Source organism: Nostoc sp. DedQUE09, assembly GCF_034530915.1.
In the GTDB taxonomy this organism is placed as follows: Bacteria; Cyanobacteriota; Cyanobacteriia; order Cyanobacteriales; family Nostocaceae; genus Nostoc.
This window is the reverse complement of sequence record NZ_JAVRCE010000040.1, coordinates 1-25,352: the sequence shown is the minus strand read 5'-3', so window position 1 is coordinate 25,352 and position 25,352 is coordinate 1. Positions and strand designations below refer to the sequence as shown.

The 25,352-nt window shown below is 41.0% G+C and carries 22 protein-coding genes; 15 read left to right on the top strand and 7 right to left on the bottom strand.

Going from position 1 to position 25,352, the window contains the following annotated elements; all coding sequences use genetic code 11:
• The first annotated feature begins 74 nt into the window (after positions 1 to 74).
• The 5 genes from pstS (at position 75) to RMY27_RS22670 (ending at position 4,520) form a co-directional block, all read left to right on the top strand.
• Positions 75 to 1,256, top strand: a complete 1,182-nt coding sequence (pstS, locus tag RMY27_RS22690; RefSeq protein WP_322667022.1) for a phosphate ABC transporter substrate-binding protein PstS — start codon at positions 75 to 77, stop codon at positions 1,254 to 1,256.
• 142 nt (positions 1,257 to 1,398) lie between these two features.
• On the top strand, positions 1,399 to 2,349 hold the full coding sequence (gene pstC, locus RMY27_RS22685) for a phosphate ABC transporter permease subunit PstC (RefSeq protein ID WP_322667020.1): 951 nt from the start codon (positions 1,399 to 1,401) through the stop codon (positions 2,347 to 2,349).
• A gap of 19 nt (positions 2,350 to 2,368) precedes the next feature.
• Positions 2,369 to 3,250, top strand: a complete 882-nt coding sequence (pstA, locus tag RMY27_RS22680) for a phosphate ABC transporter permease PstA (RefSeq protein WP_322667018.1) — start codon at positions 2,369 to 2,371, stop codon at positions 3,248 to 3,250.
• Between the two features lie 56 nt (positions 3,251 to 3,306).
• A complete protein-coding gene (gene pstB / locus RMY27_RS22675) occupies positions 3,307 to 4,113 on the top strand; it encodes a phosphate ABC transporter ATP-binding protein PstB (protein ID WP_322667016.1) in 807 nt (268 codons plus the stop codon).
• 125 nt (positions 4,114 to 4,238) lie between these two features.
• Entirely contained in the window at positions 4,239 to 4,520 is a 282-nt protein-coding gene (locus RMY27_RS22670) for a hypothetical protein (RefSeq protein ID WP_194044112.1), read from the top strand.
• Between the two features lie 46 nt (positions 4,521 to 4,566).
• Here the strand turns inward: RMY27_RS22670 and RMY27_RS22665 are convergent, their stop codons facing one another.
• Positions 4,567 to 5,133 carry a Uma2 family endonuclease gene (locus RMY27_RS22665; RefSeq protein WP_322667012.1) on the bottom strand — a complete coding sequence of 189 codons (567 nt, stop codon included), beginning with the start codon at positions 5,131 to 5,133 and terminating at the stop codon, positions 4,567 to 4,569.
• 147 nt (positions 5,134 to 5,280) lie between these two features.
• On the opposite strand from RMY27_RS22665, the gene RMY27_RS22660 reads away from it, so the two are divergent.
• The 5 genes from RMY27_RS22660 to RMY27_RS22640 all read left to right on the top strand — a co-directional run bounded on the left by RMY27_RS22660 (position 5,281) and on the right by RMY27_RS22640 (position 11,206).
• Positions 5,281 to 5,685: a type II toxin-antitoxin system RelE/ParE family toxin gene (locus tag RMY27_RS22660; protein WP_322667010.1), complete on the top strand. Its 405-nt coding sequence runs from the start codon at positions 5,281 to 5,283 to the stop codon at positions 5,683 to 5,685.
• Complete coding sequence (locus RMY27_RS22655) at positions 5,685 to 6,389, top strand: helix-turn-helix domain-containing protein (protein ID WP_322667007.1); 705 nt, start codon at positions 5,685 to 5,687, stop codon at positions 6,387 to 6,389. The genes RMY27_RS22660 and RMY27_RS22655 overlap by 1 nt, the downstream gene beginning before the upstream one ends.
• Positions 6,390 to 6,523: 134 nt before the next feature.
• On the top strand, positions 6,524 to 7,219 hold the full coding sequence (locus RMY27_RS22650; RefSeq protein WP_322667005.1) for a hypothetical protein: 696 nt from the start codon (positions 6,524 to 6,526) through the stop codon (positions 7,217 to 7,219).
• A gap of 64 nt (positions 7,220 to 7,283) precedes the next feature.
• A complete protein-coding gene (locus tag RMY27_RS22645) occupies positions 7,284 to 7,760 on the top strand; it encodes a hypothetical protein (RefSeq protein WP_322667003.1) in 477 nt (158 codons plus the stop codon).
• A 38-nt stretch (positions 7,761 to 7,798) separates the two neighbouring features.
• Positions 7,799 to 11,206 carry a CHAT domain-containing protein gene (locus RMY27_RS22640; protein WP_322667001.1) on the top strand — a complete coding sequence of 1,136 codons (3,408 nt, stop codon included), beginning with the start codon at positions 7,799 to 7,801 and terminating at the stop codon, positions 11,204 to 11,206.
• Between the two features lie 81 nt (positions 11,207 to 11,287).
• Here the strand turns inward: RMY27_RS22640 and RMY27_RS22635 are convergent, their stop codons facing one another.
• Entirely contained in the window at positions 11,288 to 11,884 is a 597-nt protein-coding gene (locus RMY27_RS22635; RefSeq protein ID WP_322666999.1) for a glyoxalase-like domain protein, read from the bottom strand.
• A 196-nt stretch (positions 11,885 to 12,080) separates the two neighbouring features.
• On the opposite strand from RMY27_RS22635, the gene RMY27_RS22630 reads away from it, so the two are divergent.
• Positions 12,081 to 12,719 carry a sigma-70 family RNA polymerase sigma factor gene (locus tag RMY27_RS22630; protein ID WP_322666996.1) on the top strand — a complete coding sequence of 213 codons (639 nt, stop codon included), beginning with the start codon at positions 12,081 to 12,083 and terminating at the stop codon, positions 12,717 to 12,719.
• 89 nt (positions 12,720 to 12,808) lie between these two features.
• Complete coding sequence (locus RMY27_RS22625) at positions 12,809 to 13,888, top strand: tetratricopeptide repeat protein (protein ID WP_322666994.1); 1,080 nt, start codon at positions 12,809 to 12,811, stop codon at positions 13,886 to 13,888.
• 97 nt (positions 13,889 to 13,985) lie between these two features.
• Here RMY27_RS22625 and RMY27_RS22620 read toward each other — a convergent pair whose 3' ends face one another.
• The 3 genes from RMY27_RS22620 to hisG form a co-directional block, all read right to left on the bottom strand.
• Positions 13,986 to 14,681: a hypothetical protein gene (locus RMY27_RS22620; protein WP_322666993.1), complete on the bottom strand. Its 696-nt coding sequence runs from the start codon at positions 14,679 to 14,681 to the stop codon at positions 13,986 to 13,988.
• A gap of 337 nt (positions 14,682 to 15,018) precedes the next feature.
• Positions 15,019 to 16,473, bottom strand: coding sequence for a sensor histidine kinase (locus RMY27_RS22615; protein WP_322666990.1), 1,455 nt, complete (start codon positions 16,471 to 16,473; stop codon positions 15,019 to 15,021).
• A 536-nt stretch (positions 16,474 to 17,009) separates the two neighbouring features.
• Complete coding sequence (hisG, locus tag RMY27_RS22610) at positions 17,010 to 17,654, bottom strand: ATP phosphoribosyltransferase (RefSeq protein WP_322666988.1); 645 nt, start codon at positions 17,652 to 17,654, stop codon at positions 17,010 to 17,012.
• A gap of 76 nt (positions 17,655 to 17,730) precedes the next feature.
• On the opposite strand from hisG, the gene rppA reads away from it, so the two are divergent.
• Positions 17,731 to 18,429 (top strand): two-component system response regulator RppA, encoded by a 699-nt coding sequence (gene rppA, locus RMY27_RS22605; RefSeq protein WP_322667078.1) that lies wholly within the window; start codon positions 17,731 to 17,733, stop codon positions 18,427 to 18,429.
• A 737-nt stretch (positions 18,430 to 19,166) separates the two neighbouring features.
• On the opposite strand, the gene RMY27_RS22600 is transcribed toward rppA, so the two are convergent.
• Entirely contained in the window at positions 19,167 to 20,198 is a 1,032-nt protein-coding gene (locus RMY27_RS22600; RefSeq protein ID WP_322666986.1) for a 1-acyl-sn-glycerol-3-phosphate acyltransferase, read from the bottom strand.
• Positions 20,199 to 20,670: 472 nt separating this feature from the next.
• Here RMY27_RS22600 and RMY27_RS22595 point away from each other — a divergent pair, with 472 nt between their 5' ends.
• Complete coding sequence (locus tag RMY27_RS22595; protein ID WP_322666984.1) at positions 20,671 to 20,991, top strand: helix-turn-helix domain-containing protein; 321 nt, start codon at positions 20,671 to 20,673, stop codon at positions 20,989 to 20,991.
• 1 nt (position 20,992) lies between these two features.
• On the top strand, positions 20,993 to 25,153 hold the full coding sequence (locus RMY27_RS22590) for a PAS domain S-box protein (protein WP_322666982.1): 4,161 nt from the start codon (positions 20,993 to 20,995) through the stop codon (positions 25,151 to 25,153).
• On the opposite strand, the gene RMY27_RS22585 is transcribed toward RMY27_RS22590, so the two are convergent.
• A partial coding sequence (locus tag RMY27_RS22585) for a hypothetical protein (protein WP_322666981.1) occupies positions 25,138 to 25,352 on the bottom strand: 215 nt, incomplete at its 5' end. The two genes, RMY27_RS22590 and RMY27_RS22585, sit on opposite strands and share 16 nt — an antisense overlap.

Here is a 25,352-nt window from a genome sequence, read left to right as displayed (position 1 = left end):
GTTAATCTCTATTGTTGTGCTTTGGGAGTATCTTAGAAACGCTCACCTGAAAAGTTACTAAAAAATTGATAGCGATGCTCTCACATCTTAGTGCAATAAAAACTCATCGCCTCACAGGTTCAATTTCAGTGTTAGCACTGACAATCAGCCTAGCAGCTTGTGGCGGACAGCAAACACCAGATAGTACAGCTACCAAGGATGCGCCTTCTGGTACTGCTACAGATACTACTGCCTCTAGCCCAGCTAAATTAGACCTTGGCGGAACCGTAAAGTTAAGCGGGGCTGGTGCGACTTTTCCGGCACCACTTTACGATACCTGGTTTACTGATTTAAACAAAAAATATCCAAATCTGCAAGTTGACTACGCATCAGTTGGCAGCGGTTCTGGAGTTGAGCAATTTATCAAAGGCACTGTAGACTTTGGGGCCAGCGATGTTGCTATGAAGGATGAAGAAATTCAGAAAGTACCAGCAGATCGGGGTGTTATTTTACTACCTGTGACTGCTGGTAGCATCGTACTGGCTTACAACTTGCCTGATGTTCCAGAACTTAAGTTGCCAAGAGCCGTTTATGCTGATATCCTACTAGGCAAAATCAAATCTTGGGACGATGCCCAAATTGCCAAGGCTAACCCAGGTGCAAAACTCCCTAAAGAGGCAATAACAGTTGTTTATCGTTCTGATGGTAGCGGAACCACTGGTGTGTTTACAAAACACCTCAGTGCTATCAGCCCGGAGTGGAAAAGCAAGGTTGGCGAAGGAAAAAGTGTCAATTGGCCTGTAGGAGTTGGCGCGAAGGGTAATGAGGGTGTTACAGCCCAAATCCAACAAACTCAAGGTTCTATTGGTTACATTGAATATGGCTACGCCAAACAAAACAATCTCAAGTTTGCTGCTTTGGAAAATAAAGCAGGAAAATTTATTGTTGATACCGAGCAGTCAGCGGCTAAAACTTTAGAAGCAGTAACCTTGCCAGAAAATCTTCGGGCCTTTATTGCAGATCCCGAAGGGGCTGATTCATATCCTATCGTGAGCTATACCTGGCTCTTAGTTTACAAAAAATATCCTAATGCAGCAAAAGCTAAGGCAATAGAAGCCGCCATCGAATACGCTTTAACTGAAGGTCAGAAGCAAGCTATTCCACTAGGGTATGTTCCTCTACCCTCAAATGTAATCACAAAGGTAGCTGCTGCTGCTGACCAAGTCAGTCCAGAATACAAAATTTCTGTTGCCAGTGGTACTAGCGCTAGCAAGTAAGCAATAAAAAATAGCCTATGCAGTAGTAACTTTGCACACGGAGTTACTATTGTATAAGTCAGTTTAAATAGATGATGAGGCGACAATTTAATATGATTGCCTCCCATATTTTTCTCTGATTTAATTCTGAAAGTCGGTATTCATGACTACAAATTCTCAAAATCTGTCATCAGCGATGAAAAATCGCTCTGACGCCGAAAAATCCCTAGATTTGGGTTTTATTTGGCTGACTAAAATTTTCGCTTTTGGGGTTGCTGGCACTTTATTATGGATCGGGTCACAGGTTGCAATTGGTGCTTGGCCTGCCATTCAACAGTTTGGTGTCAGCTTTTTAGCCAATACCACTTGGAATCCGGTTAATGATAGCTATGGGGTGCTACCTCAAATTTATGGAACTCTCGTGAGTTCTTTTATTGGTCTGCTGATAGCAGTCCCAATTGGCGTTGGTACTGCTATTGTATTGAGCGAGGATTTTTTACCTGCAAAAGTGAGACTGGTTCTGGTTTTTGCGGTAGAACTGCTCGCAGCTATTCCCAGCGTTGTCTATGGCGTGTGGGGTATTTTCGTTTTGGTGCCAATACTAACCAGCCTGGGAAAATGGCTCAATGGTTACTTTAGCTGGCTGCCATTTTTTAGCACTTCTCCTACAGGGCCAGGAATGTTGCCGGCGGGAGTCATATTAGCGATTATGACTTTGCCCATCATCACAGCTTTATCCCGTGATGCCTTGATTTCTGTACCCCCCAGCTTGCGCCAAGCCTCCATAGGACTAGGGGCAACCCGCTGGGAAACGATTTTGCAGGTTCTTATTCCAGCAGCCTTTTCGGGCATAGTTAGTGCTGTGATGTTAGGACTTGGCCGGGCAATGGGAGAAACAATGGCTGTAACGATGTTAATTGGCAACTCCAACAACATCAGTCTGTCTCTTTTTGCACCAGCCAATACGATTTCTTCTCTACTGGCAAATCAATTCTCAGAAGCTAGTGGTTTGCAAGTTTCGGCTTTAATGTATGCGGCTTTAATTCTATTTTTCTTGACACTAGTAGTCAATATTCTGGCAGAGTTGATCGTTCTGAGAGTCAAGCGAATATAGCTTAGTTTTGGGTTGAATTATGACTTCTAATTTTCCAGAGCGCAGTTTAACTCGCTCCGCTATGTCTCAAAGAACACTGTTTAATACAGTGATGACCGTAATCGCTTTTACCTGCGGAGTATTGGCACTTATTCCTTTGCTAGCAGTACTTTCTTACGTTATTATTAAAGGCTTTAGCAGTCTGAATCTGGCCGTGTTTTTTGAATTGCCACCCAAAGCTCTCCAAAAAGGAGGAGGCTTTGGTAATGCAATTTTAGGCACGCTACTGATGGTAGGAATTGCTGCTTTAATTAGTATCCCCTTTGGAGTTTTAGGGGCGATTTATATCACAGAATTTAGTTCGGCAAAAGTAGCTACATGGGTGCGTTTTGCGGCTAACGTCCTTAGCGGAGTCCCCTCCATTATTGCTGGGGTATTTGCCTATGGGATTGTAGTTTTGACAATGGTAAAGTTGAACTTAGGATCGTATTCAGCTCTAGCTGGAGGGTTTGCACTGGCAATTTTGATGTTGCCAATTATTCTGCGAACTACTGATGAAGCGTTACAGTTAGTATCGCAAGATTTGCGACAAGCATCTGTAGGGTTGGGAGCGACTAACTTTCAAACTGTAAGTCAAGTAGTCTTACCAGCAGCTTTACCAGCTATTGTAACTGGGGCAACGCTAGCGATCGCCAGAGCATCTGGAGAAACCGCACCTTTGCTATTTACTGCTTTATTTTCTAACTTTTGGCCAGATGGTTTATTCCAACCAACAGCTTCCCTGGCTGTTTTGGTTTATAAATACGCCATTTCTCCATTTAAAAATTGGCAATCTCTAGCTTGGGCAGCATCTTTGATTTTGGTATTGATGGTTCTAATCACAAGTATCATCGCTCGCTGGGTAACTCGTAAAAAAGCTTAGTAAGCAACCATCCACAGTGCATATTCTATCGCTTAAACAAACACTAGATTTAATTTATGCCTACCAACACTAGGACAGTGAATGACACTGAAACCGTTTTACGCACTGAAAATCTCAACGTTTACTATGGCAAGTTTTTAGCCTTACAAAATATTTGGCTAGATATACCGAAAAATCAGGTGACTGCTTTTATCGGCCCTTCTGGTTGTGGTAAAAGTACGTTGTTGCGATGCTATAACCGTCTCAATGACCTGATTGAGTCATTTCGGGCAGAAGGTAAAATACTTTTTTACGATAGAAATTTGTATGCATCCGACATAGACCCTGTAGAAGTGCGTCGAAGAATTGGGATGGTGTTTCAAAGACCAAACCCATTTCCCAAATCAATTTATGACAATATTACTTTTGGAGCCAAAATCAACGGCTATAAAGGTAATTTGGATGAATTGGTAGAAAGCAGTCTCAGAAAAGCAGCTTTGTGGGATGAAGTCAAAGATAAACTACAGCAAAGTGGCTCGTCTTTATCTGGTGGACAACAACAACGGTTATGTATTGCTCGCGCGATCGCAGTACAACCTGAAATTATCCTGATGGATGAACCTTGCTCTGCTCTTGACCCCATTTCCACCTTGCGTGTTGAAGAACTGATTCACGAACTTAAAGAGCAATATACTATTGTCATTGTCACCCATAATATGCAGCAAGCAGCGCGTGTTTCTGATAAGACAGCCTTTTTTAATGTTCGGACTTCAGAAACAGGAAGCCGTAATGGCTATATGGTAGAGTATGATGCAACAGAAGTAATTTTCAACAATCCTCAGCAGGAAGATACGCGAGATTACGTAAGTGGCAAATTTGGATAAATATTTATTTCACATTACATTGTTGATATTAAAGCAATGAGGGATATTCGGAAATTAAAGTTGTGCGATATTCCTCTATGTTTTTTATTTGAAGGACTTTTTTCTCCCCAACAAACTTCATTTCCATGCTGTCTGATGTTTATTACTTAGTGCGCTCAAAAACTGATGGGAATTATCTTATAGCTCGTCCCGATCCTGAAACATCGGGTTATTTATTGTTGTTTCAAGAAAACTTTGACGCCCTTAGCTATCTCAACACCCACGCAGCAGAAGTGGCAAATCGCTTTGCGGTTGAATCTATTGCGCGTACACAGTTGGGAAACTTGCTCAAACGCTGGGGTTTTAGCGGTGTGGGTATTGTGACTGACCCGTTGTTACCCAAAGTTGAGTTTTTACAGCACAATTAACTAATTCGTAATTCGTAATTCGTAATTCGTAATTCGTAATTTTATATTAATTAAATAGTTGTGCGATCGCACAAGTAAAATTAGGTAATATTGGTGAACTCAATTCATCACCATTGAATAACGTAGCAACTAACTTTAAACTCGCTTGTTCGCGTCGATATACTTCCACCTGTTGCTTACGCCAATCTACAATCCAATATTCTCTGACACCTCGTGATGAGTAGAGCTTAAGTTTTAGTTCTCTGTCCCGTTTTTCATTTTCAATACCAGCAGATAGTACCTCTACAACCAGTTCTGGCGCACCAGTCAAATGCCCCGCCTCGTCTAAAAGTAAAGGCAATCTCTCGTTGCTAGCCCAGACAACATCAGGAATAACATTATCATTATCACCAAAAATTATTCCTGGAGCAGTCACAACTTCTCCCAGACCAGTAGTTTGTGACCAGTTATCCAAGGAAGTGCTAATTCTGACACAAGTTTTTTGGTGCTTCCAGTGGGGCGCTTTAGTCACAAACAATTCTCCGTCAATAATTTCATAGCGATTCCCGTTATCTGGAAACAACTCTAAATCGGCGGTAGTCCAGCGCACTCTCTCAGATATTGGCTGGTTCATAAATTATCTTTGTTAGGGGATTTACCTAATTTTAGCCTGAGTGGAAATGGAACATTTTAGTTGCACTCCCAATAATCTATGTGATATTCCTTATAGAGAATAATATTTGACATTCCTTATAAGGAATACTATACTCTGAGGTAGGAAGTGAATTGGACTTGGGAACTTTATCAAGATGTCAATGGAGAAATCCCCAAAGATTTGCTTGCTTTTTTCATTAGGATGATTCCTGAAGAGGAGCAACCAGAAAATCCACCAAAGCCATTACTGAGTCTTTCCGAAACCAGGCGTTTGCAAGTTAACCTTGGCTATCTGTGTAACAAAGGACTCGCATCACTCACCAGTGGCATTTTTGAAAAACTCGAAGATGACCTGTATGAGTTACGTATGACCAAGAGCGAACATAATCCAAGGTTTATTTTAACGGCTGCGACTCCTCAGCGATTTGTAGTGCTGCACGCCTTTATGAAGAAGTACGACAACGCTATTAAAGATAGAGACAAAGAGCCTGCAAGAGTAAGATTACGTGAATTGCAACAGAGGGAAAATTGATGAAAAAACCTAATTTTCAAACTTGGTTGCAGCAGAAGGTAAGCGACGAACCAGAAGTGATTCTGGCGGGAAAGTTAGAGTATCTGCGCTTATATCTTACCGATGCTATGCGGGAAATACGTAATAAAGCAGGATTGACCCAGGCACAGCTAGCCCAAAAACTGGGAGTTAAACAAGCGGCTGTGTCCAAATTGGAGTCGGCGTTAAAGGAACATGAGTTGGAATCGGTGTTGCACTATTTACACACTTTGGGTGCAGATTTGCTGGTAGCCGTCAAACAAGGGGATGACTTATATCAAGCTAGTGATAACGAAGGTGTATTGCTGGTAGATGTACCAGATGTAGTTTTCCAAAAAGCATTGGCGGCAAACATGAGCGTGCGGGAATATGTGCGTGTCGCCGTTGAGAAGTTTTCTGGCGAGGATGATGGACTGAGAACAGTTTTGATAAAACTGCTCGAAAGTGACGATTTGGTGGCGGTGAAAGTAAGAGAGCGTTTAGGTTCAAGGACAATCCAAGAAGTTGCTATAGAGTTGGAAAAATGTTTGAGTCTATCTGAAGAAGATAAGATTTTTGCTGTGAAAAATGTTTTAGCTGCTAATGTCGCGTGTGGAGAAAGTAATCGTGGCAGTAGTGATGAAGTTGATGAAATTGAGTTGTTGGATTTAGCTGAAGAATTGCTAGAAAAGTTGGCAAAGATTTAGGATGACACAGACTACAGTCTACCTTGGTGCTACATCTCTAATCTAAAGATAGAGAGTTTTCCATTTATCATTTAGACTGATAAAATAATTTTAAAATTTCGGCAACCTACTTCAGATTTGAGGTTTATCATTATTTGCAAGCCAAAGAAATTAAAACACAATTAAGATTACTAATAGATGAAGCATCTGTCATAGATCCTGGTTTAGCGAAAAGGTTAGAAGAGATCAATCGCTGGGTGAAAGATGTCAAACCGGGTTCGCTGACTGCTAAAAGATTTGTCATTCTGTTTTTGCAACAAATGCTCCAAGATGCTGAAGTTTGGCTGAGACTTAAATCATTAGCATCTGAAGAAGAGCAGCAATCAGCGTTAAGAGTACTGAATCCAACTCTAAAATATTGGTATGGCTACTTGTTTCCTAAATGGTTGAGTGAAAACGACCCTAAATTTTATATCTGGAAACGAAAACTGATGGCGGGGGAGTTCAATCAGGAGGATGCCAAATTAATTGGCTCTATTGCTAATAATATTAAAAGTTGTGGCGGTACGACTGTATTACGCTATGTTGCCGACCTGTCTATGGCAACTGATATAATTGTTAGCAGTAGGCAAGAGAGTCCACTATGTATTCAACTCACTAGCGTCTCAGAAGAATTTTCTCAAGAAAAGTTTGATGATTGGGAAAATACCCTAATTTTTTGGGCAATAGATAGAGGATTATTTTTAAGTTACAATCCCCGTGCAACTGATTTTGTAAATCAGATAGTCAACATATTATTATCTAACAGCGATAATCTCAGTATAGGTAGTTATTTAAAATTTAATTTATAGTTGTCGGTCAATTGCATTTACTGGATTGGTATAGCCACCTTATTACTTAACAAAGTGAGTCCTTATGGTTCAGGAAAAACAATCTAACCGTCAACAGAGATTAGACAATTTTTTACAAGCTGTAGAAGCTGCTCAGAAACTGCAGGATGACATCATGAAGTATGGGCTTGAAGCCGCTCATTTATATTGTGATGATGTTGATGGAGATTGGCTAGAAACATGGGGAGAAGACGAAGATGGGCAGCAAAGTTTTGTAGAGTTAGTGACTAGTTTCCTTCAAAGTGATGACTTGGTAGCGGTGAGGCTAAGAAAGCAGCTAAAAGATAAATCGTTCCAAGAGATTGCTGTTAATTTGGAAAAATGTCTGAGTTTATCTGAAGAAGAAGACCAGATTTTTGCTGTGAAAAATGTATTAGCGGGTAGTGTGGCAGTTGGAGAAAATAACCGCGAATCCAGTAATGAAATTGATGAAATTGAGTTGTTAGATTTAGCAGAAGAATTGCTAGAAAAGTTTAAGGAATTTTGTGAGCGATATAAATAAATACATAAACCAAACTTATAAGCAGGAATTTATTTGGAGTGGAAGAAAAACGCCTTGATGCTTATTTAAAGCTAATACAAGAACTTCTCCAATCTTCTAAAGGACAAGAACCGGGAATTTTAGAGGTTCATAAAAACCTGATAGATGCTGGTTTGGTAGAGACAATGAAGCAGGTAGCTGTAACACTAGCGGAGCAGGGAGACGAAGAAAATGCAATTTTTATGCGTAGGGTTGCTGTTACAATTTCCGCTACCATAGGTAAGCCATCGTCAGCAGAAACTTATGTAGAACTTATTCAAATGCTGTTACAAGCAGTTGATACTAGTCATGCTGACCCACAAGTGGTTTACCCATTTCTGCAAGCTAACCTAGACAAACTTGATGATGAATTTCCTTGCTGGTTGAAGGCTTGGGCTATAGATATTTTAATGGAAGAGAACCTAATCCCAGCAGAAATATTAGCAACTGACATTTTTAATTTCAGTAACCGTATCGCTGAGTTTCCCTTAGGAAGTAAAGCATCAAATATAGAAATTGCCATTGCTGGCTATGAGGTAGCTCAAACTGTCTTTACTCTAGAAGCCTTTCCCCAAAAATGGGCTATGACTCAAAATAGTTTAGCTGCTGTTTATATCCAGCGTATCCGAGGATATCAAGACGAAAATATAGAAATTGCCATTACTGCTTTGCAAGAAGCTTTGCAAGTCTTTAACAGACAAGACTTTCCTACAGAATGGGCTATGACCCAAAACAGTTTAGCTGCTGCCTATATCAAGCGTATCCAAGGAGACAAAGCTGAGAATCTGGAAATGGCTATAACTGTTTTGCAAGCAGCTTTAGAAATCATTACCCAAAAAGCATTTGTTCAAAAATGGGCTACTATTCAAAATAATCTAGCAGTTGCTTACCGTGACCGAATCCGAGGAAACAAAGTAGAGAATCTAGAATTAGGTATAGCCGCCTGCAAATCTGCTTTACAAGTTTTTACTAAAGAAGCTTTTCCACAGGAGTGGGCTGAAACCCAAAATAATTTAGGAAATAGCTATCGCTATCGTATTAAAGGAGACAAAGCAGAAAATATAGAATTAGCGATTGCCTGTTATCAAGCAGCAGTGAAAGTTTTTAGCCAGACAGATTATCCTCAAGGATGGGCTGATGTAAAAAACAATTTAGGGCTTGCTTACTTAGAACGTATTCAAAAAGACAAAGAGCAAAATATAGAATTGGCTATATTTGCTTTTGAAGAAGCTTGCCAAATTTTTACTAAAGAAGCTTTTCCTAACGAATGGGCAATAACTCAAAATAACTTAGGTATTACTTATTTGGATAGAATTTGCGGTACTAGATCAGAAAATTTGGATTTAGCTATTATTTCTCTACAAAAAAGCTTACAAGTTTTTACCAAAGAGTTTTATCCTATAAACTGGGCTATGACACAAATGAATTTGGGAATTTGCTATGGTGAGTATTTTAAAGAAGATTACACAAACAACTTAGAACTGGCTATCACTGCTTTTCAATTTGCTTTACAAATTCGTACTCAAGAAGCTTTCCCGGAAGACTGGGCATTAACTCATAGTAATATTGGTCATATTTATAACTTGCATGGATGTTTTACGAAAGCAATTGAATCTTTCCAGTTAGCCTTAACCGTCTATCAACACAACATATTTCCGCTTGATTGCTTTATAACAGGACGTAACTTGGGTAACACAGCTTTCTCCAATGATAATTGGGATAAAGCTATCCAAGGCTATGAAGCAGCTATTGACGCAGTAGAAACTAGCCGTAATTGGGTAACTTCTGAATCACGCCGTCAAGAAATTATAGAAGAAGCTATTGATGTTTACCAAAAAATGGTGCAAGCCTGCATCAATGCTGGACAAATAGAAAAAGCCTTTGAATACTCAGAGCGATCGCGTTCCAAACTTCTTGTAGACTTAATGGCAGGCTACAATCTCTCTCAAGGCGAAGAAATCCCCCCAAAAGTCCAAGAATTATTGCAGCAATATGAAGCACTGCAACGGCAAATTGATCGAGAACGCCAAAGCCATAAATCTGAAAATAGCCGTAGTGACACACGCGCTGCTTGGGAAGCTTATAATGAAGCGATCGCATCTTTAGAAACCCAAAAACAACAAGTTTGGGAAAATCTCAGACGCGAAGATCCAGTATTAGCTGGCGAAATTCAAGTTAACCCCCTCAGCTTGTCAGAAATTCAAAAGCTAATTGACCAACCCAATACAGCTATCCTCAGTTTCTACACTACCAACAGCGACACTCATATTTTTATCGTGCAGCAAAACCAAATTACTCTCCACACCTGCACAGGACAAGGATTATATACGTTACAAGGCTGGATTAACCAGAATTGGTTATTGCCTTATATGAATGATTCCCAAAAATGGGAAACTCAAATTAATAGTATTCTCCGCGAATTAGCTGAACGCCTACAAATATCTGAACTCATTTACCAACATCTTGAAGGAATAGAAGAGTTAATCTTAGTACCTCACATATTACTACATCAAATTCCCTTTGCTGCTTTGCCTACAGGAGAATATCAGGAATACTTAGGAGATAAATTTATCATTCTTTATACCCCAAGCTGCCAAATTTTAGAATTTTGTCAACAACGTGACATTGTAGGGACATTTAATGAAATGTCTCTACAATATGGAATTGTAGAAGATGCCGAAGATAACCTTCCCTCTGCCAGATTTGAAGGCGAAAAACTCGCCCAAATGTACAACATTCCACCAGAAAACAGATTAATTGGCAGCAGTCAAGCTACCTCTAACAAGTATCGACAGTTAGCACAACAAGTTCAAGTACTTCATTCCTGCCACCATGCCCAATCTCGCCTCGATAATCCCTTAGAATCACAGTTAAAATTAGCTGATGGTAGCATCACCTTGGGGCAGTTGATGACACCAAGCTGGCGTTTACCTCAACTTGTAGAAGTATTTCTGTCTTGCTGCGAAACTAATTTGGGTACTCCTTCCTTAACTGACGATATTCTTACTCTCTCCACAGGCTTTTTGTGTGCTGGTGCTAGAAGCGTTGTTAGTACTTTGTGGTCAGTCAATGATTTAGCCACAGCATTATTTTCCATCTTTTATTATCAGCAGCGACAAGAAGGTAGAAACCGTCCTCTAGCATTGCAGCAAGCACAAATAAAACTGCGTGAACTTCAAAAAGAAGAATTATTGAGGTGGGAGGATATTAAAAAACTGTACAATCACGCAAAAACTGAATATGAAGAAGCACATAATAAAAGAAGCCAATGCAAGCGAGGTTCAGCAGAGTGGTTAAAATGGACTCAGAAATTTATAAACTACGGGAAGCTTAAAAATCAGATTGAGGTGCTAGAAAATTCCATAGAGCAATTCCCTTTTTCACATCCTCACTACTGGGCTGCTTTTATTTGCTACGGTTTACGGTGATATAAAAAAAGATTGGGTGGTGCGATGCCTACGACGACAAGCTACGCCCCACCCAACCTCAAATAATCTAAAATCTCAGAACTAATTCGCTACCTCAGCCACCTCAATTACTCGCCCTTCATAGTCCTTGACTAAAAAGTTCAGGGGTTTGTGGTTACGAATCTTTAATTTCAAACCGCGCATTTCGACTCGCATTAAAATCATTTCCAGGCAGTCGTGGTCAAAACAAACGTGGCGTTGCTGATTTTTGCTACCTAAACTCGCACCAGTAATGACGTGTAGCTGAGTGTTTTTCTTCAATTGATACCACAGCCCATCATTGGCATTATTCATCATTTTGCTAGACAAGCTCGGCCCAGTAGACATATATAACGGATCGATGCCAGTTGCGCCTATAGTTTGTTCGTAGTTGTAGTAGTAGTGCAATGGCACCTCAGCTGCTGGCAAATCTAGCAGTCCTTCATACAACTGTCGGGCAATCTCCAAATCTGACACCATTACAGTGTGTACTTTTGGGGCACTGGTGAGAAACATCCACATAGCACCAGCGTAAGCTGCTAGCAGCATCACCATAATGCCTTGGGTGGAGAATAGGCTATCTAAGGGCAGGGAAGGCAGAAAGGAGCCTAAAGTAAGGGGACTGAGCAGGAACGATACCACGCTAACTTCTATAACCATGAACAAATAAGGATTCTTTAAGAGAGTTGATTTTATGATTGTCGATTAAGACTAAAATTAAGTCCTTGTTTTTAGTTTATCAATACTCAACTAGTCTGAGTCTCATCTACAAACTGAGCAACACCAAGATATTATGCGATTAACTAGGGGAGTGCAATTCCCAAAACTATTTTAACAATTATCAACTCCAAGACTTGTGCAAATTCCTCATTTTCCCGAAGCTAATCACCCACTGGTGAAGTCGCTGTTCCATCACAGCGACCATGAACTACTGACTCTGTTTCAGCGCTATCCAGATGCCGGAAAGTACTTTACGGTGATTTTTTGCCGCTATAGCCCCATAGTCTACACCTTAATTCGGCATTCGGCGCGATCGCCTGTGCAGGCAGATTATCTGTTTGCCCTTACCTGGCGACATATCTATTACGAACTCGGTGGACTCAAGTTAACTGACTCTGAATCAGGTGAGGAAGCCTTGACTATGCAGAATTGGTTAATTAATATGACAGCTTTCTGTATAAATGAGATTAAACTACCACCCACAGAAGCAATTCATTATTCTCTGCAAGCGACTTCACCGCCGCTATGGTGCTATGTACAACAGGCGTTAGACCAACTACCGCCTGTTTTACGATTAATTGTATTAATGGCTCAAACTTTCCATTGGAGTGAAACTAGAATCGCTGCTTATCTACAAGCTGAAGGAGAAGCGATCGCTCCTAACGAAGTAGCCAATTTTCTCCAAGAAGGCTATCGTATGCTAGAGGACAAATTGCCCACAGATATCCGCGCTATATACTTTGGAGAAGATTTAGCTCAATCAAAACTTAAGTAGAAATGCGTATATTACTTGTCTTCAATTTTAAAACTTAAAACTTTTTCTTAGACCTTCTACTTAAACCCGCAACTTTACGGGTAATTTTTATGAAACAACGGCTTGTATTTCCCTGCCAAAAGGTAGGCTTAATTTGTGTAGGTGCGATTTCTTCTCCCCAGGTACTTTTACACAGCTTTTTACTGTTTGCTTTTTTGCTGAGTCCTGTAGCGGGTGCGGTTGATATTTCCGAACAACTCCATCGCCCTTTAAATAATTCCGTTGGGCGACAATCAAGAGATGAAGCAGACAGCTTGCTGCGTATTGGTCAACAAGAATACGCTTCAGGATATGCCGACAAAACAATTGCGTCTTGTTTGCGAGCATTAGAACTATATCATTCCATTGGCGACCTGAAAGCACAAGGTTTGACATACAATTTGCTTGCTAAGGCTTATGTGCAGCTTGGTAGTTCAAAAGAGGCAGAAGATGCTTTCAGAAGAGGATTAGCGATCGCTCGTGATACTAAAGATTTCCAATCTCAGATTTTTGTGCTGAATAATATTGCTACATTTCTGTTGCAAAAAGGCGAATTTGCTGCTGCTGGTCAAACAATTGAAGATGCACTCGCAATTGCTCACGGGGTGAAAAATATTGAAGGTGAAGGACTGTCTTTGAGTAATTTGGGCTTGGTAAATGCCAGGTTAGGAGATTATAACAAGGCGATTAAACTGTATGAAAATGCTTTAGTTTTCCGCCGTCAGACTGGCGATGCCATCGGTGAAGCAAATACCTTGAATAATTTAGGAGATGCTTATTTAGGATCTGGAAATTATCAAGATACCATTGCTACTTATGGTGAAGCAATGCGGACAGCTAAAACCAACCGCGATCGCACTAATCAATTACGGGCAATTGATGGTTTAGTTACGGCTCATACTGCTGTAGGACGTTACGAACGCGCCTTTGACTTACTAGAGCAGCGTTTAGCACTCGCTAAAGAATTACAAAATTTACGCGAAGAATTAAAATCTTTTGAATCTTATGCCCAGTTATATAAACAACAAGGTAACTACCTAACTGCCCGCAATTTTTACGAAAGGGCAATTATACTGGCGCGGACATTGCAAGATAGCAGGCAAGAAGTGCAATTGCGGGATCAATTAACTAAAATGCTTCAGGGAAAGTAGCAGTAAGACACCGAAAATCTTTTGCATTGTTCAAAGTAGGGGTAATTCATGAATTGCCCCTACACTTTTGTATAAGTTAACCTACACCTTAGCTCTACTAATTCAAGAACACTGAACCGTTTTGTTCAATTCTCATAGCACTTCTGCCCTGTGTTGCATTGGTGGCTTCCTTAAATGTAACTTCCAAGCTTCCTGGTTCTGAAGCTGCTTGTGGAGTCACTATTAACTGTCCGCCATCTTGTCGTTCAAATGTTACTGTTACTGGTGCTTTTAAAGCTTGCAGTGTTACATCTGACTTACCTTCTAGCGATCGCGGTGCCGTATCGCCAATCACTTGGAAAGTTATCTTAGCCGCAGTATTATTAACCAACCTGATATTCACCATCCCATTAGTAAGTACGATTGTCGCACTGGGGGTTTGCCGTGGTTGTAGCAGTGGTTGTTGGTCATTGGAAACCGCAGGTGATGAAGGCTGTTGAGTTTGATCGCGAGGAATTGGGCGTGGTGGTGCGGGAGATACTTGACCCTCAGCCGGAGAAACTGGTTGTGGTGGTACGGGAGACACTTGCCCCTCAGCTGGAGTAGCTGGGCGTGGTGGTCTAGCTCCTGGCTCTGGTGATACAGGAGCCTGAGAGCGGTTGTAGGGTGGTTCGCTAAAAATACTGGGACTGGGGTTAACCTTGACAGTAGATTCTTGTGCTAATGCTTGAGGAATTGCTGGCAGACTAATTAGCAATCCCCCACAAAGAGCGCCAAATAATTTGCTAGACTTGCGAAAATTTTGAGACTTCATATTCGTTCTTGATTCCTAAAAAAAAATTAATTTGTTTTCTTACTAAAGATTTCTCCAACCGGGAATTAAATTAGGTTTTATCGGTTGTTGAGTACATCTAAACATTTAACAAACTACTCGGTTTATCACATCTAGCTAAGGATAAATAAATAATCTAAAAAACTTGAAATATTTCATTCTCAAGATTTACAATCTTAACCATTGTCATTAAGCACATTTTTGTAACAGTAAAATTCAATATACCGCTAGAAAATAAGTTTATTCACTAAAAATTAAAGTCCAATTGAATGGACTAGAATCTTACATCTATCACAGGAAATAAAAATTTATTAGCAAATTAAGACTCAAGAGTTATTGGTAAAGTGATAGTAAAGGTAGTGCCAATGCCTTGGGTACTTTCAACTTGAATATGACCGTGATGATGTTCGACAATAGCTTGAGCGATCGCTAATCCCAATCCTGAACCTGTAGCGCTGGCTGTAGCTGTATTCCCCGTCCTATGAGTACGTGCCGGATCTACTCGATAAAAGCGGTCAAACAAACGTGGTAGCGCTTCGGCTGGAATTCCAACTCCGGTATCACTCACCTTAACTTGCAACTGGGCACTGGTGTTACGTAGTCCAGAAACACGATTTATTCCTTCTATGCGCGCCAATTCCACTTTCACTTGTCCACCTGCTGGAGTGTAATGCAAAGCGTTAGCAATTAAATTTGTGAACAGCCGCACTAATTGATCCCAATTACCTACAAGAGTAAACCAATTTTCCAGTAATTCGGGGCTAGTTTCAGAAACAGGAGGGTCAACTAAGTCTAGAGAAAGGCCAATTTCTTTCTCAGGGACTAACAATTGTTGTTCTTCAACCACCTCTATTAGCAAAGCGTCCAACGGACAAGGTGAAAAAGTATCTTTGCTAATACCACTATCCTGTCGTGCTAGGAAGAGTAAGTCATTTACTAACTTACCTAAACGCTGCGTTAACCGTTCCACCACCTTTAACTGTTGTCGATATTGCAAAGAACTAGTCGTTTCTGTCTCTGCTAAATCCAAGTCAGCAAGGGCAACTTGCACATTAGTTTGAATCAAAGTGATCGGACTTCTAAGTTCGTGGGAAGCATCAGCAGTGAATTGTTTAAGACGTTGATAAGATTCACCCACCGGTTCCATCGCTTTACCCGAAAGAAACCAACCACTTGCGCCTACGGAAAGCACCATTAACCCAATACCTAATGCCAAATCAAAAATTAACTGGCGACTAGGTTTAGTAACTTCAAACCAGGGATGACTAACGCGCAGATATCCTAATACTTGTCGTCTCACTTCTACGCGTTGGGTGACTTGTCGTAATAAGAGTGGGGAGTTAGGAATTTTAAATTTTGAATTTTCACTCTCTGCTTTGACTACGCGTACAGTTTCACCAGTACGATTGACACGAATGGGAATATTTAGGGGCTCAGATAGCGTTGACCAAAGTAATTCACCAGTTGGGCTAAACCATTCTAGGTCAATGTGGTCATCTTCTACAGTGTCGGGATTCTCACCAAAACTAGCTTCTACATTAATGCGAAATTTATCTGCATCAGCATTAATTGGCTCAAATATTAGTGTAGATGCACAACCACTGGTTGTCAGGCAACGCTCTACTATTTCTACTACATGGTTGAGGGTGTCATCAATCCGCTCAATCAGTGTAGTACGAACGTATAAATAAACGCCACTGGCAAACAGTAGCAGTAATACAGCAGTGACGGCAGTGTACCAAATTGCAAGACGGCGGCGAGTAGCTTGAAACATATTTCCACCTACTTCGTGTTAAAAATAATTGGAAAGCGATTTTTATTATTAACAATTTTGGTCAAAACAATACTAGTTTAATTATTTGCGATCGCAAATAATTTTAAAGCTAAAAAAAAGATTACTTTGTCTGGAAAAATCATTATAGATATAACTTTGATTCCATTTGCTAAGAGGTTAAGAAAAGATTTAATCTTTGCATACGGTGAGTTTATATGCGTCTTATGCAACAAAAGGTAAGGGCTTTTAAAACCTAGTTTTTAGCCATAAGTTAGAAATGCTGCTCATTGGGTTGTTGTCAGCCCAATGAGCAGCATCCCAGTTTGGTGCTGCGAAAGAAGCAATCTTTCAAAGCTTTGTCTAGACTGGTTTTTAAGTTAAGTTAACACCTGTAGTTAGATGTCCACCCCACAAGCAACAGTTGAGTATTTTTTATCTGGAAGTCGCTTGAAGACGAGACGCTGTACGAACCAATAGTGCAGCGTTAGCTAGGAACGAGCATTTGTAGAAGCGTTATTACGAATTACAAATTGATATTAAACTTCTACTAAAACGGTCTCCCGCAACTTGGCAATCACATCACTCAGATTACCTGTATTCAGGCGGTAACTCAGAGGATGGGCAATCAACCGCGCCGTACTTTGATACAGACTAGCAATTTCAATCAAACCATTTTCGCGTAAAGTCCGCCCTGTAGAAACCAAATCTACGATCGCTTCTGACATTCCAGTAATTGGGCCTAGCTCTACTGAACCATACAATGGCACTATTTCCACAGGTAAATCCAGACTATGGAAATATTCACGAGCGCAATTCACATATTTTGAAGCAACTCTACCATGCGGTGGTAAATCTAAAGGCGATCGGTAAGAGCTTGATTCTTTTACCGCCACTGACATCCGACAATGACCAAACTGCAAATCTACCAAGTGGGCAACTTGCGGCTGCTTCTCCCGCAGCACATCGTAACCAACAATCCCTAGTTGTGCTTGACCATATTCCACATAAACAGGCACATCTTGCGCCCGCACCAGTAAAGCTTTTGCAACTCCCTTAGTGTCAGGAATTTGAAGTTGGCGAGTTCCTGAATCTAAAAAAGCACTAAAATCTAATCCGACAGCTTGTAGCAAGCGGATGCTATTTTTAAGTAGTTCCCCTTTTGGCAATGCAACAGTCAGCATTTTTTTTATTGGTATCCTTAGCGTCTTGGCAGTTGAATAATATTGAGAATATCTCTATATGCTTACCACAAGCAGCATGAGAATTTTATTAGTTGATGATGAAGTTGAACTAACTCAACCTTTGAGCCGCTTGTTAACTCGTGAGGGTTACGCTGTAGATGCCGTTTATGATGGGACATCTGGCAGCGAACTTGCACAGACAGGCAGTTATGACCTACTTATTTTAGATTGGATGCTGCCAGGAAAAACGGGGTTAGAGATTTGTCAGGAATTGCGACGCCAAAGCAAAACCACTCCCGTTCTGTTTCTCACGGCTAAAGATACTCTTGATGACCGCGTACAAGGTTTAGACGCTGGTGCGGACGACTATTTGGTTAAACCTTTTGAATTGCGAGAGTTATTAGCAAGAGTCCGTGCTTTATTGCGTCGTTCCGGTTCTCAAATTTATGAAACCACCACCGGACGTTTAACTGTCGCTGATTTAGAACTGGATTGTGAAAATCAAGTAGCCTATCGCCAAGGACGAATAATTGAGCTATCCCAAAAAGAAAGCCAGTTGTTGCAATATTTTATGGAACACACCGGACAACTTCTGACTCATGCCCAGATTATGCAAAATTTGTGGCAAGAAGAAGAACAACCCAGTAGCAATGTGATAGCGGCATTAATTCGTTTGCTGCGCCGTAAGATTGAGGTAGGTAGGGAAACTACGCTGATTCACACAGTCTACGGCAAAGGTTATCGTTTCGGCGCTTCCTTAGTGGAGTCAGTTTAGCCGCCTGCTTCGACTCACAAAGATTTGGTTAATTGTCTAGGAGAATAATCTAACACCCCAGGAGACTGTTTAGACTTCTTGGCATTTGTCGGGGTAAAGGGGAAGGGGAAAAGGGTAAAAAAACTCAAAATCCTTTCCCTTTAACCTTTTCCCTTTTCCCTAAGAGTGCAAAAATATATTTTTGTAAGAGGTCTTTTGTTGTAGAGGGATAAATCTACAGGCATCATAATTTGTGAAATCTCCTTTCAGACACGAAGCTGATTATTCGCACCCATATCTTCTTTACTAAACCCAAGAAAAATCTCGGAATCTTCCATAAGGGTTGACGGAAAACAAAGACATCAGCATTTTCCACAAATAGATAAGCATTGGTAACAAAACAGGTTGTGTTGGTAACAAACGCATAAGTGTCGTTACTAACGGATAAGCATTGGTAACAAAACAGGTTGTGTTGGTAACAAACGCATAAGTGTCGTTACTAACGGATAAGCATTGGTAACAAAACAGGTTGTGTTGGTAACGAACGAACAAGTTGTGGTAGGAACAATAACTTCATTCCTAACAACATGTCCATACAGGATTACCAATGTTTGCAACAATTTTCTCTACTGGTTTAGTCAACAGTATAGTGGCGCTCGCACTCCCAACATTCCTCATCACTACAAACTTACAGCAGTTTTGATTTAATTGAACCACAGTGTAAACCTGTTAAAATCAAAAAAATTCAGCTTGTACTATTAAAATTTACCCAAAAACTGATTAATTTGAAGTTGCAATTTTTCTCTTAATTGTTGCGCTTGTTCATAGGCTACTGCACGCCCTTTCTTTGAGTGATTGTCCAATTCCACTGGTTCCAAAGGTTGAATAAAGTAACGCAAACGAGTTTTCATTGCCCAAACTCCCATTGAGGGAAACAAAAGTAGGGCAAACATTAAAAGCGACAAAGGTAAGAATGGTAGTTTGACTAGTCGTTGTAATCTGGTGAAATTAATAGCCCAAGGATGCAGAGATTCACTGCCGATGCAAAATACTGGCAGAATGGGAATATGATAGCGATCGCTCAACTGAATAAAGCTGACATTAAACTTTTCTAGTTGATAGCGTCTTCTCCAACCTTTACCAGGCCCGCGAATACCTTCGGGTGCATATAAAAGAATTTTACCTTGAGCGATAGCTGACTCAAAATCATCTAATTCGGCTCGCACACCACCTAAAACCTGCGACCATTGAGGTGGTAGCCACCAAATCATCCAAGGATGCTCAAATAATACTGGATTTGCGATGGGTTGCACTACCCATTCTTTAGCTTCACTTAATAAATAAGCCAAGGTTAAAAAGTCCCAAGGAAAACACATCCCTGCATGATTCATTGCCACAATCAATGGCCCTGTTGGCGGCAAGTTTTCAACTTGTTGCAACTCTCCCCGAAAATAGTATTTAACGATAGGGGCTAGAATTTCTTTGCCAAAAGCTTGTTGATATTTAGGATCGAATTCACCAACTTCTTTTCGGGGTGAACGAAAACCCAGACGCAACCAACGACTCAGCAACGCTAGATAAAATCCGCCAGGAATTAAAAATAATCCATATTCTAGCCAATTCCAACCATCTGGATCTGGGTGATAGTGCTGCCAATGGCGATTGAATAAAATTAGCCACCCTGGAGGATACCAAAGACAAAACCAATCAAACCAGTTAAATATATAGCCTTCACCTGGTGCATTTTCTAGTTGACTGTTTACTAACTTTTCGGAGCGTTGATTAATCAAAACAGTTAAAGATTCTGGTTAGGCAAAATAATTTTATTAAAACCGCATTATAACTTCTTAGTTTTGTAACTGCCATCTTACCATAGAAGTACGCGGCTAGGGGCACAATATATTGTGCCCCTACGATTATCTGTAACTCACCATTTGGCAATCTGCCGTAGTTGCCAAATTAGCGATATAAAAGCTTTCATTAAATACAAAACGAGCTTGTCTATAGATACTTTTTATATAAAAAATATGAAAAATTAATCTCAATGCACTTTATGAAGATATCACGCACTACCAATTTTTTGGCTGTGTGCGATCGCTGGTAATCATTTAATTAAATCGTCTTAAATAATACTATTGTGAATCTTATATCGGGCAAAACTTAATATTTATTTTAGATATACCTTCTACAGCCAACAGTAAGCCGCGAACACTGATAACTGAATATTAATATTCCGCCAAAAGATGAAATTGGTAACGACTGATGATTATTAAAATTCATCCTCAAGCTGGAGACGAATGGCGAGACATCTGTCCTACTCTTCCTACTATGGAACTAAGAAAATCACTCAAAATTCCAGATTTGATCCGTGAACTTCGGCAGCAACTCCATCTTTCTCAAGAAAAGTTTGCAGCCAAGTTAGGAGTTTCTCTACGAACAATCAATCGTTGGGAGAACGGATCTACAGTGCCTTCACAGATGGCACTAAAGCTGATTGAAGAAATGTTAGAGAGGATGGGCAAAGCAGATACAAGATTAGTGAAGGAGTATCTCCCAAAATCGGAGCAACGGGAGGACTCTTAGGATGACGGTGAAAGTACCTGAAAAAATTTTGATAATGCGTTATCGGTTCATAGCTTTTAGTGTGATGATTTTAGCAGTCACAACAGCACTGCTTTTGACAAAAGTCTTACTGCCAGTTTTTGATCCGAGCGTATTTACGTTATTTTATGCTGCTGTGGCAGTCAGCGCTTGGTATGGCGGTATGAGGCTTGGAGTGCTAGCGATCGCTTTATCTGTGACAACTGCGCTCTACTTTTTGATCGATCCAGTCTACTCTTTCGATTTCCTCAGCTTCAAAGTCCTGGTACGATTAACCACATTCTCACTAGTATCCTTCTTAATTACTGCGCTCTCTTCAGAGTTACGAACTGCTAGACGCAAGGCAGAGACAAGCCTTAAGTTGTTGCAAAATAGCGAAATGCGGTTTGGGCAACTGGCAGAATCCAACATCATTGGAGTCATTGTCACTGATATTAATAACGGCTTCATTATAGAAGCCAATGATGCTTTTCTGAACACGATTGGCTATACGCGAGAAGATTTTTCTGCTAACAAAATAAACTGGCGGGAGATTACCCCACCGGAGTATCTTCTTTTGAGCGAACGTTCAGTGGAAGAAGTGAGAACTACTGGAAGATGTAAGCCTTTTGAGAAAGAATACATTCGTAAAGATGGCGATCGCATTCCCGTTCTGCTCGGTTCTGTGATGCTGGGAGATACTCAAGAAACGGTCATTGCTTTTGTTGTTGATTTGAGCCAACAGCAAGCAGCACTACGCAATGTCTACGACGAGCTTCGCTTACGCAAACAAGCAGAAGCGGCATTACAGCAAGCCAATCAGCGCAACACACGCACTCTAGAAAACATGAGTGATGCATTTATTACTCTAGATCGAGACTGGCGAATTATCTACCAAAATGCCGAAGCAGAGCGAATTAATGGTAAACCCCGCACAGAGATCATTGGTAAGTCACACTGGGAGGAGTGGTCTATATCATTAGGTACGAATTTAGAGCGTCAGTACCGACGGGCAGTAGCAGAACAGATTCCCGTCCACTTCGAGTATCACTACTACTTACCGCCCAAGTATGATTTGTGGCTGGAGATTCACGCCTATCCTAGTGAAGACGGTCTTGACATTTTCTTCCGCGATATCAGCGAACGCAAACAAGTAGAACGAACTTTGCGGGAGAAAGAAGAGCGTCTAAAGTTAGCTAACGAACGGTTTGAGTTAGCAGCATCTGCGGTAAACTGTCTGATTTATGACTGGAATATAGAACAGGATAGCGTTGAAAGAACCGAAGGATTAACTCGAATTTTGGGCTATTCCCTCGCAGAAGCTGAAGCAACTGGTAATTGGTGGTTTGAGCTTGTCCATCCAGAAGATTTGCCAAGCGTACAAGAAGCAATACTTGCTTTGGGAAATAGCGATCGCTATGCTGCCGAGTACCGAATTCGCAACAAAAACAATCAGTATATCTATGTATTAGATCAAGGGATAGTGGTGCAACGGGATGCAGATGGAAACCCGTTACGTTTAGTTGGCAGCACTACAGATATCAGCAAACGCAAACAGGCAGAAGCAGCAATCCAAGCAAGTGAGGAACGGCTCAGGAGTTTTGTGAAAGCGAATATAGTTGGCATTCTCTTTGGTGATGTGAATGGTAGCATCACTGAAGCCAATGACGAGTTTTTGCGAATTGTCGGCTATACCCAAGAAGATATCCAAGCAGGTAGATTAAGCTGGACTGATATCACGCCATCTGAGTATCAATATTTAGATGAACTGGCTATTGCCGAGGCAACAGCAAAGGGAACCTGTACTCCTTACGAGAAGGAATTTATTCGCAAAGATGGTTCCAGCGTCCCAGTTGTAGTTGGCTACTCCCTTTTAGGAGAATCTCGGCACAAATCAGTCGCATTCATTCTGGATATTAGCGATCTCAAACAAGTTAAAAAAGCGCTGAGTCAGAGTCAAGAGCAATTTCAAGCTTTTATGGACAATATTCCCGCTGCTGCATGGATTACGAATGCAGAGGGACGTGTACTTTACCTCAGTCCAACTTATTTCAGCACATTCAATGTCCCAACAAATAAGGCGATCAATAAAAACATTGTTGACCTATACCCAGTTCAAATCGCTCAACCCCTTCTGGATAACATTAGAATAGTTGCCGAGAGGAATCAAGTTGTTCAAACGATTGAGTCTGCCCCACGCACAGATGGCACTCTTGGCGAATTTTTGGTCTATAAGTTTCCCATTGCCGATGCGTCTAGCCAATGCCTGGTAGGAGGGGTTGCAATTGACATTACCGAACGCGAACGTGCTCTTCGCGAACGTCAGCTTGCAGAACAAGCCTTACAAGAGCGCAGTGAAAGACTTAAACTGCTTTTGGAAACAACCAGTGATTTGCTTTCAACCGAGCGCCCCTTGGATCTAATGAACAGCTTGTTTAGCAAACTCTCGGCGCAAATGGATTTGCATTGTTACTTTCACTATTTAATCGATACACACGAAAATAAGCAGAAACTCCGGTTAGTAGCTTGGAACGGCATTACTGATGAAGTATTTCAAGCAATTGAATACGTGGAATTTAATCAAGGGATATGCGGACTAGTGGTGCAAGAACGCCGTCAAATCGTCGTTAATAATGTGCGGCACTCTACTCATCCCCATGCCCACACTCTCCATGCTTTAGGAATTACAGCCTATGCAGGTCAACCGTTAATTGTTCAAGGAAAGCTGCTTGGTGTCCTCTCCTTTGCCAGTCGCACCCGTACTCATTTTACTTCTGGGGAAATAGCTTTATTACAAGCAACCTCCGATCAGGTGGCAGTTGCTCTGGAACGCGCTCAGTTAATGGCTTCATTACAGCGACGGAAAGAAGAATTAATTCAAGCTAATCGGATCAAAGATGAATTTTTGGCAGTGCTTTCCCACGAACTTCGCACACCGCTAAACCCGATCTTGGGATGGTCGAAGTTACTGCAAACGAAAAAGTATGACGAAGCAACCACCACTCGCGCTCTCGAAACCATTGAGCGCAATGCCAAGCTGCAAACCCAATTAATTGAAGATTTACTGGATGTCTCTCGTATTCTGCAAGGTAAGCTGAGTTTGAATATTGCTCCTGTAAATCTAGAAACTGCGATCGCCGCAGCAATAGAAACTGTACGTCTAGCCGCTGAAGCCAAATCGATCGATTTACGATTTACGATTTTAGACTTTGGTGTAAGCGCTCAGTCCTTCCCTGCGGGACGCTACGCGAATGACAAGGCTCAGGAACCATCGAACGATTTTGGATTAGACAATTACCAAATCAATTTAGACTCTATCGATTTTAATAAGCAACTTAACAATTTAAAATGCCAAACTTCAAATTCTAAATTTTTAGTCAGAGGTGATTCCAGTCGCTTGCAGCAAGTTATCTGGAATCTAGTTTCCAATGCTATTAAGTTTACACCCCAAGGTGGACAGGTAGAAATCAGTTTAGAGTCTGTTGGTTCTCAAGTTCAACTTCGAGTCAGTGATACAGGTAAGGGAATTAGCCCTGATTTTTTACCATTCGTCTTTGACTACTTTCGACAAGCTGATGGTGCAACCACTAGAAAATTCGGCGGACTGGGCTTAGGATTAGCTATTGTTCGTCACATTGTCGAGCTACATGGTGGCACAGTTAAGGCAGAAAGTTTGGGTGAAGAACAGGGAGCAACCTTTACAGTCATGTTACCGCTGAACCAGGTCGATCTAAATAGCCATCAGATTGCCTCTCTACCTGATGATTTGCCCGATTTCAATGGGTTGAAAGTTCTGCTTGTAGATGATGAGCGTGATACGCGAGAGTTAATTGCTTTCATTTTGGAGCAGTCTGGTGCGGTAGTAATCCAGGCCGCATGTGCAATGGAAGCACTACAAGTTATGCCTCAGTTCCAGCCAAATCTGCTGTTAAGCGACATTGGAATGCCGGAAGTAGACGGCTATATGCTAATTCGTAAAATTAGAGCTATGTCTCCAGAACAAGGAGGGGAAATTCCAGCGATCGCCCTTACAGCTTATGCTGGTGAGGTCGATTATCAACAGGCAATTGCCGCCGGATTTGGCCAGCATATCACCAAACCAGTGGAGCCAGCTAAATTACTTCGTGCGATCGCCAACCTTGTTTATAGTTATAGTAATTGTTGATTTAGAGACTCAATTAATTTTATAACTCTTTCCTTAACTTCAAGGAAGGTTTCAAGGATTTTTGAGCTTATTAGATTACCCAACAAGTCGTAATAAACAAAAAGCCCCATCCTTAGAAGGACTGGGGCTTTTGTATGAATAATAAGACCTGGCATCGAGCTATTTTTGCGTAGGGCAACCCCTAAACTATCGTTGCCGC

What these genes read in the sequence shown, in the direction of transcription:
- RMY27_RS22625 (WP_322666994.1), top strand. Translation starts at nt 12,809, where the DNA reads ATGAAACAACGGCTTGTATTTCCCTGCCAAAAGGTAGGCTTAATTTGT.
- RMY27_RS22590 (WP_322666982.1), top strand. Translation starts at nt 20,993, where the DNA reads ATGACGGTGAAAGTACCTGAAAAAATTTTGATAATGCGTTATCGGTTC.
- RMY27_RS22645 (WP_322667003.1), top strand. Translation starts at nt 7,284, where the DNA reads ATGGTTCAGGAAAAACAATCTAACCGTCAACAGAGATTAGACAATTTT.
- RMY27_RS22670 (WP_194044112.1), top strand. Translation starts at nt 4,239, where the DNA reads ATGCTGTCTGATGTTTATTACTTAGTGCGCTCAAAAACTGATGGGAAT.
- rppA (WP_322667078.1), top strand. Translation starts at nt 17,731, where the DNA reads ATGAGAATTTTATTAGTTGATGATGAAGTTGAACTAACTCAACCTTTG.
- RMY27_RS22615 (WP_322666990.1), bottom strand. Translation starts at nt 16,473, where the DNA reads ATGTTTCAAGCTACTCGCCGCCGTCTTGCAATTTGGTACACTGCCGTC.
- pstC (WP_322667020.1), top strand. Translation starts at nt 1,399, where the DNA reads ATGACTACAAATTCTCAAAATCTGTCATCAGCGATGAAAAATCGCTCT.
- pstS (WP_322667022.1), top strand. Translation starts at nt 75, where the DNA reads ATGCTCTCACATCTTAGTGCAATAAAAACTCATCGCCTCACAGGTTCA.
- RMY27_RS22655 (WP_322667007.1), top strand. Translation starts at nt 5,685, where the DNA reads ATGAAAAAACCTAATTTTCAAACTTGGTTGCAGCAGAAGGTAAGCGAC.
- pstB (WP_322667016.1), top strand. Translation starts at nt 3,307, where the DNA reads ATGCCTACCAACACTAGGACAGTGAATGACACTGAAACCGTTTTACGC.
- RMY27_RS22595 (WP_322666984.1), top strand. Translation starts at nt 20,671, where the DNA reads ATGATTATTAAAATTCATCCTCAAGCTGGAGACGAATGGCGAGACATC.
- RMY27_RS22665 (WP_322667012.1), bottom strand. Translation starts at nt 5,133, where the DNA reads ATGAACCAGCCAATATCTGAGAGAGTGCGCTGGACTACCGCCGATTTA.
- RMY27_RS22635 (WP_322666999.1), bottom strand. Translation starts at nt 11,884, where the DNA reads ATGGTTATAGAAGTTAGCGTGGTATCGTTCCTGCTCAGTCCCCTTACT.
- RMY27_RS22620 (WP_322666993.1), bottom strand. Translation starts at nt 14,681, where the DNA reads ATGAAGTCTCAAAATTTTCGCAAGTCTAGCAAATTATTTGGCGCTCTT.
- hisG (WP_322666988.1), bottom strand. Translation starts at nt 17,654, where the DNA reads ATGCTGACTGTTGCATTGCCAAAAGGGGAACTACTTAAAAATAGCATC.
- pstA (WP_322667018.1), top strand. Translation starts at nt 2,369, where the DNA reads ATGACTTCTAATTTTCCAGAGCGCAGTTTAACTCGCTCCGCTATGTCT.